Origin of the sequence: Ralstonia sp. PBBBR1, from assembly GCF_002256165.1 — a bacterium.
Lineage (GTDB): Bacteria > Pseudomonadota > Gammaproteobacteria > Burkholderiales > Burkholderiaceae > Ralstonia > Ralstonia thomasii.
Genome location: NZ_NKIL01000007.1, coordinates 204949 through 220341, shown reverse-complemented (window position 1 = coordinate 220341; position 15393 = coordinate 204949). Strand labels below are relative to the sequence as shown.

Below are 15393 nucleotides of genomic sequence, written 5' to 3'. Positions count from 1 at the left end.
GATCGGCATCATTTGGCAGCGCTACAATGCGCGGATGACCGATGCCCTGCTCAACATCACCGATCTGGAGGCCGCCATCAATTTCTGGCGTGCCCGTTCGCCCGCCGAAGGCGAAGAACTGCGGCTGTGTGCCGAGGCGTCGGCGCTGGCCAAGCCGTATGCGCTGATGATTGTACAAGGCGCCACCCGCATCGCCCCTGAGCAATTGGGCGACAAGGCGCGGGCGGCGTATGAGGCGTGGCGCGCAGCCACACAGGGCTGAGCGCCAGCATTGCGGTGATTACTTCGCGCCTGTGCCTTTTGCGGCCTGCTCGATAAAGCGTGCGAGATCGGCGTCACGGTGCGTGAGCCCGTTCGCATCGTGTGTGGACAAGGTGATGTCCACGCGATTCCAGACGTTGAACCACTCCGGGTGGTGATTCATCTGCTCGGCTTTGATCGCCACGCGCGTCATGAAACCGAACGCGGCGTTGAAGTCGGCAAAGGTGAAGGTCTTCTGGATGGCATCGCGCTCGCTCTGCAGCGTCCAGCCGGGCACTTCGGCAAAAAGGGCCTTGCGTTGGTCTTCGTTCAGGGTCGGCATCATGATGGGTGCGAAGTTCTGTCTTGAATGCGCGCAGTATAGTCAGCGCGCAACGATCTGCGCTCAGATGTCCGCCGTGTTTGCCCAACCTTCGCGGTTTCCGACGTTCAGCACCACATCGCCTTCCACCACATCACCCGCACCGATGGTCGGCAGCGCGGCGAGTTCTTGATAGAGCGGCGTGAAGTCCGGGCGTGTGGCATCGAACAGTTGCTCGAAGCTGTCGATCGTGAAGTAGGTCTTCTGGAACGTGTCGATCCGGTAGCGCGTGCGCATGATGCGGCGCACGTCGAAACCGATGCGGTTCGGGCTCGCCGAATCCAGCGCGTACACCGATTCACTCTTGCTCGACACGATGCCCGCGCCGTAGATGCGCAGGCCGGCCGGCGTGCGGATCAGGCCGAATTCCACTGTGTACCAGTACAGGCGCGCCAGCATGTCGAGCTGGCCCAGGCGCGCGGCCTTCAGGCCACCCTTGCCGTAGGCTTCCATGTAGTCGGCAAAGATCGGGTTAATCAGCAGCGGCACGTGGCCGAAGATGTCGTGGAAGCAATCCGGCTCTTGCAGGTAATCGAGCTGATCGGGGCGGCGCATCCACCAGCTTGCAGGGAAGCGGCGGTTGGCGAGGTGATCGAAGAACACTTCGTCGGGCACCAGGCCCGGCACCGCGACGATCTGCCAGCCGGTGGCGCGCATCAGCGTTTCGTTGAGCTGGTCGAAGGACGGCACGGCATCGCGGCTCATGCCCAGCGTCGACAGGCCTTGCAGGAATTCATCACAGACACGGCCCGGCAACAGCGCTTCCTGCCGGTCGTACAGCGTGCGCCACGTTGCGTGATCGGCAGCGGTGTAGCGGTGCACCGGCTGCTGCATGGTGAAATCAGCGCGCAGTGTCTGGCCGTCCAGGCCTTCGGCAAATTGTTCACGCAGCTTATCGGTCAGGGTGCCGTTGAAGCCGGCCGGGGCGGCGTTTTGCGCTGCATCGGGGGCGGTGGTTGCGATGGCCATTTGTAATGTCGATCTCGTGCAATCAGAGTCCGGCCAGTGTATGGGCGGGGCCACGCGGGTTGCCCGCAAAACGGCGATCCATTGCGCCTAGTTTGCGGAAATCATGCAGAATGCCGCTTGTAAACGCAGGAGACGTGCATGATTTCGCTTGATACCTTCGATCTGGCTCTGCTGGCGGCCCTTCAGCGCGATGGCCGTGCGACGCATCAGCAGCTCTCGGAGCAAGTCCACCTGTCGGCCAGCCAAGTCGGGCGGCGCCTGGCGCGGCTTGAATCGGAAGGCGTGATCGAGGGCTACCGGGTGGTGCTCTCGCCGACCGGGCTGGGGCTGGGCGTGACGGTGTTCGCGAGCGTCAAGCTGGCGCACCACGGCGACGCCATCGTCGAACGCTTTCATGAAGAGATCAGCCTGCTCGACGCGGTGCAGGAGTGCTATTCGGTGGCGGGCGACGCCGACTACATGCTGCGCGTGGTGGTGCCCGATCTGCCCGCGCTGTCGGAATTCGTCATGCGCAAGCTGATGCGTGTGCCGGGTGTGGACAATGTACGTTCCAATATCGTACTAACGGCCTTGAAGCGGGATGGCGCGTTGCCGCTATCCCACCTTGGTGGGTAGATTCGCGCCTTGCGCCAGGGTGCGCGGCGTGTCACGCTGCAAGCCGACATCCCTTGCTGATATGAATCGCCTCTCTTGGGCGGGAGACCACGATGGTTGAAGGACACACCACGCATCCGGCGCACGCGCCGGCGCATCTGTCAGGCGGCTACGGCATGCCGGCACGGGTTCGCGCGTGGTGGGTCGCCGCTGCCGTGGCAGGCGTGACCTACGGCGGCATGCTGACCATGGTGGCCGTGGACGTACCGCCCGGCACCCCGCTGGTCGGTCGCATCGTCGCGCAGCCGCTGTGGAAAATGCTCATGGCGTTGCTGCTGGCGCGCGCCGCCTCGCTACACGAGATTCCGCGCGAGCGGCGCTGGCTGATCGGCGCCATGGGGTTCTCCGCGATGGGAGATCTGTGGCTTGCGCTGCCGTGGCTGTCGTTTTCGTTCATGGCCGGCCTGGGCTGCTTCTTGCTGGCGCACTTGTGCTACCTGCGGGTGCTGGTGGGGCTGCGTGGCGTGTCATCGGCCATCCGCATGATCGGTGTCGGCGTGATGATCGGCGTGGCCATCGGCATGCTGCTGTGGTACTGGCCGGGCCTGGGTGAGTTGAAGGGGCCGGTGATCGCCTACATGCTCGTGCTGTCGGCGATGGTGTGCGCGGCATTGCTGGCGCGCCTGCCTGGTCCGCTGACAGCTTGGGGCGCGCTTGCCTTTGCAGCGTCGGATGCGATGATCGGCATCAGCGTGTTCGTCTTTCCGTTCACCGACCATGAGCTGGCCATCTGGTGGAGCTACGCCGCTGCGCAGCTTCTCATCAGTGCGGGATTGCTCACGCGCCGTACGCCGCCCGCGCGCCGCGCCACGGCATAAGGTCTGTCCGACGTTTCTTCCGCTGCGAGAGCCCCATGTTGCAGACCCTCGACGCTGCCACCACGGCGGCCCGCTTGCCGTATGCCGCGTTGGCCGATGCCATCGCGCAGGTGCTGCGCGATGCACGCGCCGGCCGCGCCCAGGCGCCCGCGCGGCTCGTGATGCCCGTGGCGGGCTCCGGCAGTCTGCTGCTGATGCCGGCGTCCAATGACGACATCGCCATCACCAAGATGATCACCGTGCACCCGCACAACCCCGCCCAGGGCTTGGCGGCCATTCACGGCGAGGTGGTGGTGATGAACGCCCGCACCGGCGAACGCCGGTTGATGCTGGATGGCCCGACCGTGACCGCGCACCGAACAGCAGCCGTGTCGTTGCTGGCGGCGCGCTTGCTGGCGCCTGAGCCGGCCGGGGATTTGCTGCTGATCGGCGCCGGTGCCCAAGCGCGCGCGCACCTGGAAGCCTTCCGCTTCGGGCTCGGCACACGACGCGTCACGATCATCGCCCGCACGGCTGACAGCGCGGATGGGTTGGCGGGCTACGCGCGCGCGCTCGGCATGGACGCCACGGCGCTGGCGGGCGGCGACGCTGCGGGCGTGGCAGATGCTGCCCGTGCCGTGCTGCCGCAGGCGCCGCTGGTCGTCACGGCAACACCGTCATCGCAACCGGTACTCCCTGATTTGGGCGATCCTGGCCACCCCGCTGGCTATGCGTGGGGCGCGCATCACTTCATCGCTGCGGTTGGCGCGTTTCGGCCCGACATGGCCGAGCTGCCGCCGCGCCTGTGCGTGCATGCCGCTGCGGTCGATCGGCTGTACGCCGATACGCTGGTCGACCTGGAAGCCGAAGCCGGCGACCTGCTGCAGGCCGGTGTGCCGTGGTCGCGTGTGCGGCCATTACAACAGTGCATCGATATGCCGCCCGACACGCTTACGCAGCCTGCGCCGATATCGCCCGTGGTGTTCAAGAGCGTCGGCAGTGCCCTGTGGGATCTGGCCGCCTGCGTGCTGGCGCTATCCAAATCCAGAACTGTTTAAAAACCTAGCATGTGCTCAAGACGCCCGCCCCAGGCGGATGTCAGGCACCGCTTGTAACAGAAAACCTCTAGAAAAAGGGTTCTAGCCAAGGCAATCACACGGGATAATGGCCATCCCTTCCGCCTGGGAGGAGACGTAGAGCGCACCGCAACGTATTGATCACGTTTACGTCGGATGCGTCTGACACAGGAGCACATATAGAGATGGCCTATAAAAAAGCACTGGCGGCTGCCGCCGGGATGATCCTCGTCACCGCCGCGCACGCACAAGCTGCCGGCAGCAACATCGTCAGCCTCGGCTGGTTCCGCGTGATGCCGAATAGCTCGAGCGACCCGCTGGTGGTCAAGAGCATCGGCGGTATCCCGGTGAATCAGTCACAGTCCGGCACGGGCGCCAAGATTCAGGAAGCCGATACCGTTGGTCTCGCCTTCACGCATTTCTTTACCGACAACGTTGCCGTTGAACTGGTGGGTGGCATTCCGCCGCGCCACAAGATCGAAGGGACGGGCGCGCTGTCAGGTTACGGCGAAATCGGCTCGGCCAAGCAATGGAGCCCGGCCGTGCTGGCGAAGTGGTACTTCTTCAACGCCGACACCAAGTTCCGTCCGTACGTGGGTCTGGGCCTGAACTACACCTGGTTCTCCGACGAGAAGATCACGAACAGCGCCTTCCAGACGAAGCTGGCTGGCCCGGGCAGCAAGAGCAATGTGTCCACCGACGGTTCGTTGAACCCGGTGCTGAACGTGGGTGCCACGTACGCCATCACCAAGGACTGGTTCGTTGGCCTGTCGGTGTCGTACCTGCCGCTCAAGACCACGGCAACGATCGACAGCACCACGGCGACCGGCGTCCACGTCGTGAGCGAAGCGAAGATCAAGATCAACCCGGTCGTGACCTTCCTGAACGTCGGCTACCGCTTCTAAGCGGCTTCCGCGTCAACAAAAAGGCGTGCCGCTGTGGCACGCCTTTTTTGTTGCCAACGCCCGGCTCAGGCGGAAGATTTGACCGGGTAGCCGGCTTGCTCGATGGCCGCCCTGACTGCATCGGCGCTGGCGCCGCTGGTGACGGCCACGGTCTGCTTGTCCAGATCCACCTGTACATTGGCACTTGCATCGACCTGCTGCACTGCTCGCGTGACAGCCGACACGCAATGGCCGCAGCTCATGCCGGTCACAGAAAAGGTTGTGGAAGACGTTGTCATGGCGTGCTCCTGAAAAGAGGGAAGAGAATCACGGGAGCAGTATGAACCTTCCCATCGTGGGAAGTGCAAGCGTAGAATGAGGGCTTGACCTTACCAAGATGGGAAGGTCTAGGCTGATGCCATCTTCTTCAGAACGGACGCTTCCATGACCGCCGCCAGCCTTGCCGACGTGACCTCCACCGACCTCGATATCAGCGGGATGACGTGCGCGGCTTGTGCGGGCCGGGTCGAACGTGCCTTGCGCGCCGTGCCAGGCGTGACCGAAGCCAGCGTGAATCTCGCGACCGAGCGCGCCCGCGTGCAGGGCGGTGCCGGCAGCGATGCACTGATCGCCGCAGTCTCTGCCGCCGGGTACGAGGCGCGCGTCGCTTCCGATGAAACCGCCGCCTCCGTTGCTGCCGAACCCGACTTCTGGGAAGGTGCCGGCCCCGTGTGGATTGCCGCCGCCCTGTCCGTGCCGCTCGTGTTGCCCATGATCGCAGGGTGGTTCGGCGGCGGCTGGATGCTGCCTGCGTGGGTGCAGTGGCTGCTGGCGACGCCAGTGCAGTTCGTGATTGGCGCGCGTTTCTACAAGGCGGGCTGGAAGGCGCTGCGTGCGCGTGCCGGCAATATGGACCTGCTGGTCGCGCTCGGCACGTCGGCGGCGTATGGGCTGTCGCTGTGGCTGTGGTGGCGCGCCGGTGCGGACGGGATGCACCATGCGCCGCACTTGTACTTCGAAAGCGCCGCCGTGGTCATCACGCTGGTGCGGCTTGGCAAGTGGCTGGAAGTGCGTGCCAAGCGCCAGACCGCGCAGGCCATCCGTGCCCTGCAGGCGCTGCGCCCCGATACCGCTCGCGTGCGCAGCGCCGATGGCATGCTGCGCGATACCCCGGTCGCCCAGGTGCGCGTGGGCGATGTGGTGTCCGTGCGTGCCGGTGAACGCATCCCCGTGGATGCCGTGGTGCTGGAAGGCGCGAGCCACGTCGATGAATCCATGCTGACCGGCGAAAGCCTGCCCGTGCCCAAGCACGAAGGCGACCGCGTGACCGCAGGCGCCATCGCCACCGACGGCGTGCTGCTCGTGCGCACCACGGCCATCGGCGCGGACACGATGCTTTCGCGCATCATCCGCCTTGTGGAAGACGCGCAGGCCGCCAAGCCGCCGATCCAGCAACTGGTCGACCGCGTGAGCGCCATCTTTGTGCCGGCGGTGCTGGTGGCGGCCCTGCTCACGCTGGCCGGTTGGTTCATCGCTGGTGCGGGGTGGGAGACGGCCATCGTCAACGCCGTGGCCGTACTGGTGATTGCCTGCCCGTGTGCGCTCGGCCTTGCCACGCCGTCTGCCATCATGGCCGGCACGGGTGCGGGCGCGCGGCGCGGCATTCTCATTGCCGATGCGCAGGCGCTCGAACGCGCCCAGCAGGTGGATTTCGTGGTCTTCGACAAGACCGGCACGCTCACCGTCGGCCAGCCGCGTGTGACGGCGGTGGAAGCGGCATCCGGCGTCGACACCGACACGCTGCTCGACCAGCTTGCCGCGCTGCAGGCTGAGAACACGCACCCGCTGGCACACGCTACGCGTGAATATGCGATGGAGCGGGGCCGTGCAATCACGCCCGCGCAATCGCCGGAAGTGTTGGCGGGGCGCGGCACGCGCGGCATCGTGAATGGCGCATCGCTGCAACTCGGCAATGCGCGGTGGATGGACGAACTGGGACTGGATCGCGGCGCATTGCAAACGCGTGCCGATGCGCTGGAGGCGCAGGGCAACACCGTCTCGTGGCTTGCGCAGCGTGATGAAGGCGGGGTGCAACTGCGGGGCCTGATTGCGTTTGGCGATGCGCTCAAGCCCGGTGCCAAGGAGGCCGTAGCGGCGCTGCAGACGCGGGGCGTGCGCACCGCGCTCGTGACGGGGGACAACGCCGGCGCCGCGCACAGCGTGGCGCACGCGCTCGGCATCGACGAAGTGGCCGCGCAAGTGCTGCCGCAAGACAAGGCCGCGCGTGTGACGGCTTGGCAGCAGAGCGGCCATGTGGTGGCGATGGTGGGCGATGGCATCAACGATGCGCCCGCGTTGGCGGCGGCCGATGTCGGCATCGCCATGGCCACGGGCACCGATGTGGCGATGCAGGCCGCCGGTATCACACTCATGCGCGGCGAGCCGCGCCTGGTGAGCGATGCGCTGGACCTGTCGCGCCGCACCGTCGCCAAGATTCGCCAGAACCTGTTCTGGGCTTTCATCTATAACGTGGTGGGCATTCCACTGGCGGCATTCGGCTTGCTGAACCCCACGTTTGCCGGCGCGGCAATGGCGTTCTCCAGCGTGAGCGTGGTCACCAATGCGCTGATGCTGCGCCGCTGGCGCGCCACCGGAGACAACGCATGACGCGCACCCATCTCATCGACCCAGGCCCCGTCAACATTGGCGAGGCCGCAAAGGCCAGTGGCGTGTCGGCCAAGATGATCCGCTACTACGAGAGTATCGGCCTGCTGCCGCCCAGTCCGCGCACCGAAGGCAACTACCGCATGTACGACGCGCGGGCGTTGCATGTGCTGCGCTTTATCCACAGGTCGCGCTCTCTGGGTTTCGCGCTGGAGGAGATCCGCACGCTGCTGTCGTTGTGGAACGACCGCGAACGCGCCAGCGCCGATGTGAAAGCTGTCACCCTGCGCCACGTGGCGGATCTCGATGCGCGCATCAGCGAGCTGCAAAGCATGCGCGACACGCTCATGACGCTTGCCAACGCCTGCCACGGCGATGACCGCCCCGATTGCCCGATCCTCCAGAGCGTGGCCGGCGAGGGTGATGAAAGCGGCGGCACCGATGCCTGCTGCCACTGACGGGCCGCACGATTAACGCAGATTGCGACAGGCGGCGTCTATGCCACAATCTGGCAACCCAAGGAGGAGACGCCGATGACGCAAGCCCCCGCTCAGGTCACTGCCCATCCAGCGCTGGAAAGCCGCCAGCGCATGAAGGACGGCACTGAACTGCTGGTCCGCACCTGGTTGCCCGCGCCCGACACCGGCGAGCCGCGCGGCACCGTCATCCTCGTCCATGGCATGGCCGAACACAGCGGCCGCTATCCGCATGTGGCCAAGGTGCTCACCAACCTGGGCTTGCGCGTACGTGCCTTCGACCTGCGGGGCCACGGCAAGAGCGGCGGCCCGCGCATGGCGCTCGACGCGCAAGACAACTACCTCACCGATCTCGCAGAAATCGTCGATGCGGCGGTCGCCGAATGGCACGAGATGCCGTTCGTGCTCGGCCACAGCATGGGCGGATTGATCGTCGCGCGCTTCACCACCGCGCGTATCCGCCCCGTGCGCGGCGTGCTGTTGTCATCGCCCGCACTGCGCGTGAAGTTGCCGCTCGGAACGGGCATCGTGCGGGGGATTCTCTCCGCCATCGCGCCGAGGTTGCCGGTGCCCAATCCCGTTGATCCGGCCAAGCTTTCGCACGATCCGAGCATCGCCATCGCCTATCGGGCAGACACATTGGTGCAAAGCACGATCAGCGCATCATTGCTGGAGTTCATGCTCAATGCGATCACGCAGGCGCAGCAAGACGCGCCGCGCCTGGAAGCGCCGATGCTGCTGATGGCCGGCGGCGCGGATTCGATTGTCGATCCGTCTGGCAGCCGCGACTTTTATGCGAATGCGCCGGAGGATTTGCGCTCGTTGGCGTGGTTTGAATCGGGGTACCACGAGATCTTCAACGAAGCCGAACCGCTGCTTAGCGAGGTATTCGGAAAGATGACGGAGTGGTTGGCTTCGCGGATTTGATTTGAAGTGAGTTGGTTGCACCACAAAAAACAAAAACCAATAACACCAAGGAAAAGAAGCACGGAGACATGGACACCTACGACTACATCATCATCGGCGCAGGCTCCGCAGGCTGCGTCCTCGCCAACCGCCTGACCCGCGACCCCGACGTTTCCGTGCTGCTGCTGGAAGCCGGCGGCAAGGACGATTACCACTGGATCCACATCCCCGTCGGCTATCTGTACTGCATCGGCAACCCGCGCACCGACTGGCTCTATCGCACCCGCGAAGAACCCGGCTTGAACGGCCGCTCGCTCGGCTACCCGCGCGGCCGCGTGCTGGGTGGGTGCTCGTCGATCAACGGCATGATCTACATGCGTGGTCAGCGTGAAGACTACGACGGCTGGGCCGCCATCACCGGTGATGATTCCTGGAGGTGGGACGCCGTGCTGCCGCTGTTCAAGGCCAGCGAGAACTATCACGGCGGCGCGAACGCATGGCACGGCGCAAACGGCGAATGGCGCGTCGAGCCGCAACGCCTGCACTGGCAGGTGCTGGAGACCTTCATCGAGGCGGCCGTACAGGCGGGCATCCCGCGCACGAGTGACTTCAACCGCGGCGACAACTTTGGCGTTGGCTACTTCGAGGTCAACCAGAAGCGCGGCATCCGCTGGAACACGGCCAAGGGCTTTCTGCGCCCGGCCTCGCAGCGTCCGAACCTGACCATCGTGACGGGTGCGCAAGTCCGGGCGCTGACGTTTGACGGCAAGCGCTGCACTGGCGTGACGTATCGCGGGGCCGGGCAGGACTACACGGTGGCCGCGCGCGAAGAGGTGATCCTGTCGGCGGGCGCGATCAACTCGCCGCAATTGCTGGAGCTGGCCGGCATTGGTCAGCCGGAACGTCTGCAGGCGCTCGGCATTCCGGTGCGCCAGGCGCTGCCGGGTGTCGGAGAAAACCTGCAGGACCACCTGCAACTGCGCAGCGTGGTCAAGGTGAACGGCGTGCCCACGCTCAACACGCGCGCCTCAAACTGGTGGGGCAAGGCGCTCATCGGCATGCAATACGCGTTCAACCAGAGCGGGCCGATGAGCATGGCGCCGTCGCAGCTGGGCGTGTTCGCGCGCTCGAACCCGCACGTGTCGCGGCCCGATGTGGAGTACCACGTGCAGCCGCTCTCGCTCGACAAGTTTGGCGATCCGCTGCACGCGTTCAATGCGTTTACCGCGAGCGTGTGCAATCTGCGGCCGACCTCGCGCGGCACGGTGCATGTCACGTCCGCCGACCCGTTTGCCGCGCCGACCATCGCGCCGAACTACTTGTCCACAGAGGAAGACCGCAAGGTCGCGGCCGATTCGCTGCGCCTCACACGCCGCATCGTCGCGCAGCCAGCCTTGGCGCAATACAGGCCCGAGGAGTACCTGCCCGGCGCGGCGTTTCAAACCGACGAGGAACTTGCCCGCGCCGCCGGCGAGATCGGCACGACCATCTTCCACCCGGTCGGCACGTGCCGCATGGGGCGCGCCGATGATGCAAACGCGGTGGTCGACGCGCAGCTGCGCGTGCGCGGGATCGAAGGCCTGCGGGTGGTCGACGCGTCCGTCATGCCGACGATTACGTCGGGCAATACCAACTCGCCGACGATCATGATTGCGGAGAAGGCGAGCGAGATGATCCGTGCCGCGCGCAAGGCCCGAGCCCGCGGTGAGGCCGTCCCGGCCTGACACCAGCTCGCGTGCCGATGACACGGGCATGACACACCGCCCGTGTCCACTGGATGCGCAATCCGCATTGCCCCGATAGGTAACTCTACGTAACCCCCGGGCGTGAGTCGGAAATCCAATACCGGTGCGGGTTTCCGGGGGGTAAGCAGGGTGTAATCGTCTCGGTAAAAACCCCGATGTTTTGCAACGCAACAGCCGTTGACAATCATCCGCACCATAAAAAGGGCGGGAGACCAGAGGGAATCATGGCGCAGGACATCATTCTCGAAACGCGCGGACTGACCAAGGGCTTCAAGGGCTTTACCGCCGTGTCCGACGTCAACCTGCGCGTGCAGCGTGGGTCCATCCATGCGCTCATCGGCCCGAACGGTGCCGGCAAGACGACCTGTTTCAACCTGCTGACCAAATTCCTGGTGCCCACGCGCGGCACGATCCTGTTCAACGGCGTCGATATCACGTCGGAAAAGCCGGCACAGATCGCGCGCCGCGGCGTCATCCGCTCGTTCCAGATCTCCGCCGTGTTTCCGCATCTGACGGTGATGGAAAACGTTCGCGTTGGACTGCAGCGGCAGCTCGGCACGGCGTACGCGTTCTGGCGCAGCGAGCAGTCGCTCAACACGCTGAATTCGCGGGCGATGGAGTTGCTCGAACAGGTGGGCCTGACCGAGTTCGCGCACACTGTGACGGTGGAGCTGCCCTACGGCCGCAAGCGCGCGCTGGAGATTGCCACCACGCTGGCGATGGAGCCCGAGCTGATGCTGCTCGACGAGCCCACGCAGGGCATGGGCCACGAAGACGTGGACCGCGTGACGGAGCTGATCAAGCGCGTCGCACAGGGCCGCACGATCCTGATGGTCGAACACAACATGAACGTGGTCTCGTCCATCGCCGACAAGATCACGGTGCTGCAGCGCGGCCAGATCCTGGCCGAAGGCCCGTACGAAGACGTCTCGAAGAACCCGCAGGTGATGGAAGCCTATATGGGCACCGCCGATGCGGCGCTGGAAGGCCATTGAGGCCGTTGACGCTGTTGAGGCCACTGATCGACGTTGATCGATCACGCGACGCGGCTGCACGCCGCGTATCAAACGTAAGTGAACGCTAGACCCGAACACACGAGAACACTGCATGAGCACGCCCGCGCTCCAGATCAAGGACCTGCACGCCTGGTACGGCGAATCGCACATCCTGCATGGTGTCGACCTGACCGTGAACCGCGGCGAGGTGGTCACGCTGCTCGGCCGCAACGGTGCGGGCCGTACCACCACGCTGCGCGCCATCATGGGCCTGGTGGGCACGCGCAAAGGCTCCATCGTCGTGCATGACGCTGGCGGCCAGGGTGTGGAAACGATCGACCTGCCCACGCACAAGATCGCCCACTGCGGCATCGGGTACTGCCCCGAGGAGCGCGGCATTTTCTCGAGCCTGTCGTGCGAAGAGAACCTGATGCTGCCGCCGGTGCTGAAGGGCCAGGTGGCCAAGACCGGCAATGCCGGTATGAGCATCGACGAGATCTACGAGATGTTCCCCAACCTGGCCGAGCGCCGCCAAAGCCAGGGCACGCGCCTGTCGGGCGGCGAGCAGCAGATGCTGGCGGTCGGGCGCATCCTGCGCACCGGCGCGAACCTGTTGCTGCTCGACGAGATTTCCGAAGGATTGGCGCCGGTGATCGTGCAGGCGCTGGCCCGCATGATCCTGATGCTCAAGAAGCGCGGCTACACGGTGGTGATGGTGGAGCAGAACTTCCGCTTTGCCGCGCCGCTGGCAGACCGGTTTTATGTGATGGAACACGGCCGCATCGTCGAGCGTTTCGAGGCGGCGCAGTTGCAGGACAAGATGCCGGTGCTGCACGAGCTGCTCGGCGTTTAAGAGGTTTTCCCGATCGACTTGCAAGACCCATGCGCCAGCGTGATCCGCGGCGCGCACGACACAGGAGACAAGACCATGACACTCAAGAAGCTGGCTGGTGCATTGATGGCGGTAGGGCTGGGGGCGGCCGCATTCGGCGCGCATGCGCAGGTGAGCGGCGACAAGGTGAAGATCGGCTACATCACCGATCTTTCGGGGCTGTATGCCGACATCGACGGGCAGGGCGGTGTCGAGGCGGTGAAGATGGCGATCGAGGATGCGGGCGGCAAGGTGCTCGGCAAGCCGATCGAACTCGTGACGGCGGACCACCAGAACAAGGCCGACATTGCAGCATCGAAGGCGCGTGAATGGATGGACCAGCAAGGCCTGGACATGCTGCTGGGCGGCACGAACTCTGCCACGGGCCTGGCCATGAACAAGGTGGCTTCCGAGAAGAAGCGCGTGTTTATCGACATCGGTGCGGGCACGGCGCGCCTGACCAACGAAGAGTGCACGCCGTACACGATCCACTATGCGTACGACACCGTGGCACTGGCCAAGGGCACGGGCAGCGCGGTGGTCAAGCAGGGCGGCAAGTCGTGGTTCTTCCTGACCGCCGATTACGCGTTCGGTCACTCGCTGGAGAACGACACCACGGCTGTGGTGAAGGCCAACGGCGGCACGGTGGTGGGTTCGGTCAAGCACCCGCTGTCGGCATCGGACTTCTCGTCGTACCTGCTGCAGGCGCAGTCGTCCAAGGCACAGATCCTGGGCCTGGCCAACGCTGGCGGCGACACGATCAACTCGATCAAGGCAGCCAAGGAATTCGGCATCACCAAGACGATGAAGATCGCAGGCCTGCTGATGTTCATCAACGACGTGCACAGCCTGGGTCTGCAGACGGCCGAAGGCCTGCTGATGACCGACAGCTGGTACTGGGACATGAACGACGCGTCGCGCAAGTTCGCCAACCGCTACTTCATGAAGATGAAGAAGATGCCGAGCAGCCTGCAGGCAGCGGATTACTCGGCGGTGTCGAACTACATCAAGGCCGTGGCCGCTGCTGGCACGGATGATCCGGACAAGGTCATCGCCCAGCTCAAGAAGACCAAGATCGACGACTTCTACACGAAGGGCTATATCCGCCAGGACGGCCGTGCCATCCACGACATGTACCTGCTGCAGGTGAAGACGCCGGCCGAATCGAAGAAGCCGTGGGATTACCTGAAGGTTGTCGCGACGATCCCGGGCGAGCAGGCTTTCACCACGCCCGCCGAGTCCAAGTGCTCGCTGATGAAGAAGTAAAAGCGTAGGCAATCCGGCGCCGCCGTCCGTGTGGGGGGCGGCGCCATCAACGTTGTGTTGGTGTTCTTCCCCTGACCGCGATGGAAATCTTCGGCGTTCCGCTACCGGCCATGCTCAGCCAGCTGCTGCTGGGTCTGGTCAACGGTTCCTTCTATGCGATGTTGAGCCTGGGCCTTGCGGTCATCTTCGGGCTGCTCAACGTCATCAATTTTGCGCACGGCGCGCTGTTCATGCTGGGCGCGGTGCTCACGTGGATGGGCTTCTCGTACCTGGGCGTGCCTTATTGGGCGATGCTCGCGCTCTCGCCGCTGGCGATCGGCTTGCTGGGCGTTGTGATCGAACGCACGCTGCTGCGGTTCATCTACAAGCTCGATCACCTCTATGGCCTGCTGCTCACGTTGGGCGTGACGCTCGTCATCGAAGGCGTGTTCCGCGCCATCTACGGTGTGTCTGGCCTGCCATATGACACGCCCCAACTGCTGCAGGGTGCCACCGACCTCGGCTTCATGATGCTGCCCAACTATCGCGCGTGGGTGGTGGTGGCGTCGCTGGCGGTGTGCTTTGCCACGTGGTTCATGATCGAGAAGACGAAGCTGGGCGCTTACCTGCGCGCCGGCACGGAGAACCCCAAGCTGGTCGAAGCCTTTGGCGTGAACGTGCCGCTGATGGTCACGCTTACCTACGGCTTTGGCGTGGCGCTGGCGGCGTTTGCTGGTGTGCTGGCGGCGCCGGTCATCCAGATCTCGCCGCTGATGGGGCAGAGCATGATCATCACCGTGTTTGCGGTGGTGGTGATTGGCGGCATGGGGTCGATTCTCGGTTCGATCGTCACCGGGCTGGGCCTGGGCGTGATCGAGGGGCTGACCAAGGTGTTTTATCCACAGGCGTCGGCGACCGTGGTGTTCGTGATCATGGTGCTGGTGCTGCTGGTGCGTCCGGCGGGCCTGTTCGGTAAAGAGAAATGAGCGGCGCGGCCAACATGACCAACTCTTCTTCCCTCAAATACGTGCTGTACGGGCTGCTTCTGGTGGCGCTGATTGCCGCGCCGCTGGTGGGCGCGTATCCGGTGTTCGTCGCCAAGCTGCTGTGCTTTGCGCTGTTTGCCTCCGCCTTCAACCTGCTGCTCGGCTACACGGGCCTGCTGTCGTTCGGGCATGCGGCGTTCTTTGGCGGCGCGGGCTACGTGGCCGGCTACATGATGCGCGACCTGCATGTCACGCCGGAGCTTGGCCTGCTGGCGGGCACTGCAGCGGGCGCGTTCATCGGTTTGATCGTCGGCCTGCTCGCCATCCGTCGTCAGGGGATCTACTTCGCGATGATCACACTGGCGCTGGCACAGATGCTGTATTTCTTCTGCCTTCAGGTGCCATTCACCGGCGGCGAAGACGGCCTGCAGGGCGTGCCGCGCGGCAAGCTGTTCGGCGTGCTGGATCTGTCGTCCGACCTCACGCTGTATTACGTCGTGCTC

The 15393-nt window shown here is 64.7% G+C and carries 17 protein-coding genes; 14 read left to right on the top strand and 3 right to left on the bottom strand.

Annotated features, from left to right (window positions below):
* Positions 1–34 precede the first annotated feature (34 nt).
* On the top strand, positions 35–262 hold the full coding sequence (locus tag CFE42_RS14480) for a DUF3717 domain-containing protein (protein WP_024542450.1): 228 nt from the start codon (positions 35–37) through the stop codon (positions 260–262).
* Between the two features lie 18 nt (positions 263–280).
* Here the strand turns inward: CFE42_RS14480 and CFE42_RS14475 are convergent, their stop codons facing one another.
* Together CFE42_RS14475 and phhA are read right to left on the bottom strand one after the other, a co-directional pair.
* A complete protein-coding gene (locus CFE42_RS14475; protein WP_004628556.1) occupies positions 281–586 on the bottom strand; it encodes a 4a-hydroxytetrahydrobiopterin dehydratase in 306 nt (101 codons plus the stop codon).
* A 60-nt stretch (positions 587–646) separates the two neighbouring features.
* Positions 647–1591: a phenylalanine 4-monooxygenase gene (gene phhA / locus CFE42_RS14470; protein WP_004628558.1), complete on the bottom strand. Its 945-nt coding sequence runs from the start codon at positions 1589–1591 to the stop codon at positions 647–649.
* A 138-nt stretch (positions 1592–1729) separates the two neighbouring features.
* Here phhA and CFE42_RS14465 point away from each other — a divergent pair, with 138 nt between their 5' ends.
* The 4 genes from CFE42_RS14465 (at position 1730) to CFE42_RS14450 (ending at position 5023) form a co-directional block, all read left to right on the top strand.
* Positions 1730–2206 (top strand): Lrp/AsnC family transcriptional regulator, encoded by a 477-nt coding sequence (locus CFE42_RS14465; protein WP_004628561.1) that lies wholly within the window; start codon positions 1730–1732, stop codon positions 2204–2206.
* 92 nt (positions 2207–2298) lie between these two features.
* On the top strand, positions 2299–3063 hold the full coding sequence (locus CFE42_RS14460; RefSeq protein WP_004628564.1) for a lysoplasmalogenase: 765 nt from the start codon (positions 2299–2301) through the stop codon (positions 3061–3063).
* Between the two features lie 35 nt (positions 3064–3098).
* Complete coding sequence (locus CFE42_RS14455; protein ID WP_004628567.1) at positions 3099–4100, top strand: delta(1)-pyrroline-2-carboxylate reductase family protein; 1002 nt, start codon at positions 3099–3101, stop codon at positions 4098–4100.
* A 203-nt stretch (positions 4101–4303) separates the two neighbouring features.
* Complete coding sequence (locus CFE42_RS14450; RefSeq protein ID WP_004628569.1) at positions 4304–5023, top strand: OmpW family protein; 720 nt, start codon at positions 4304–4306, stop codon at positions 5021–5023.
* A 65-nt stretch (positions 5024–5088) separates the two neighbouring features.
* Here the strand turns inward: CFE42_RS14450 and CFE42_RS14445 are convergent, their stop codons facing one another.
* Positions 5089–5301, bottom strand: a complete 213-nt coding sequence (locus tag CFE42_RS14445; RefSeq protein ID WP_004628571.1) for a heavy-metal-associated domain-containing protein — start codon at positions 5299–5301, stop codon at positions 5089–5091.
* A 145-nt stretch (positions 5302–5446) separates the two neighbouring features.
* On the opposite strand from CFE42_RS14445, the gene CFE42_RS14440 reads away from it, so the two are divergent.
* The 9 genes from CFE42_RS14440 to CFE42_RS14400 all read left to right on the top strand — a co-directional run.
* Entirely contained in the window at positions 5447–7669 is a 2223-nt protein-coding gene (locus tag CFE42_RS14440; protein ID WP_004628573.1) for a heavy metal translocating P-type ATPase, read from the top strand.
* Entirely contained in the window at positions 7666–8124 is a 459-nt protein-coding gene (gene cueR / locus CFE42_RS14435; RefSeq protein ID WP_004628574.1) for a Cu(I)-responsive transcriptional regulator, read from the top strand. The genes CFE42_RS14440 and cueR overlap by 4 nt, the downstream gene beginning before the upstream one ends.
* Before the next feature lie 75 nt (positions 8125–8199).
* Positions 8200–9069: an alpha/beta hydrolase gene (locus tag CFE42_RS14430; protein WP_004628577.1), complete on the top strand. Its 870-nt coding sequence runs from the start codon at positions 8200–8202 to the stop codon at positions 9067–9069.
* A 68-nt stretch (positions 9070–9137) separates the two neighbouring features.
* Positions 9138–10772, top strand: coding sequence for a choline dehydrogenase (locus CFE42_RS14425; RefSeq protein ID WP_004628580.1), 1635 nt, complete (start codon positions 9138–9140; stop codon positions 10770–10772).
* A 245-nt stretch (positions 10773–11017) separates the two neighbouring features.
* On the top strand, positions 11018–11788 hold the full coding sequence (locus tag CFE42_RS14420; RefSeq protein ID WP_004628581.1) for an ABC transporter ATP-binding protein: 771 nt from the start codon (positions 11018–11020) through the stop codon (positions 11786–11788).
* Between the two features lie 112 nt (positions 11789–11900).
* Positions 11901–12641 (top strand): ABC transporter ATP-binding protein, encoded by a 741-nt coding sequence (locus CFE42_RS14415; protein ID WP_004628584.1) that lies wholly within the window; start codon positions 11901–11903, stop codon positions 12639–12641.
* A gap of 75 nt (positions 12642–12716) precedes the next feature.
* Positions 12717–13925: an ABC transporter substrate-binding protein gene (locus tag CFE42_RS14410; protein WP_004628586.1), complete on the top strand. Its 1209-nt coding sequence runs from the start codon at positions 12717–12719 to the stop codon at positions 13923–13925.
* 80 nt (positions 13926–14005) lie between these two features.
* Positions 14006–14890, top strand: a complete 885-nt coding sequence (locus CFE42_RS14405; RefSeq protein ID WP_004628588.1) for a branched-chain amino acid ABC transporter permease — start codon at positions 14006–14008, stop codon at positions 14888–14890.
* A gap of 14 nt (positions 14891–14904) precedes the next feature.
* Positions 14905–15393: branched-chain amino acid ABC transporter permease (locus CFE42_RS14400; RefSeq protein ID WP_296158491.1), on the top strand; the 489-nt coding region annotated here is incomplete at its 3' end.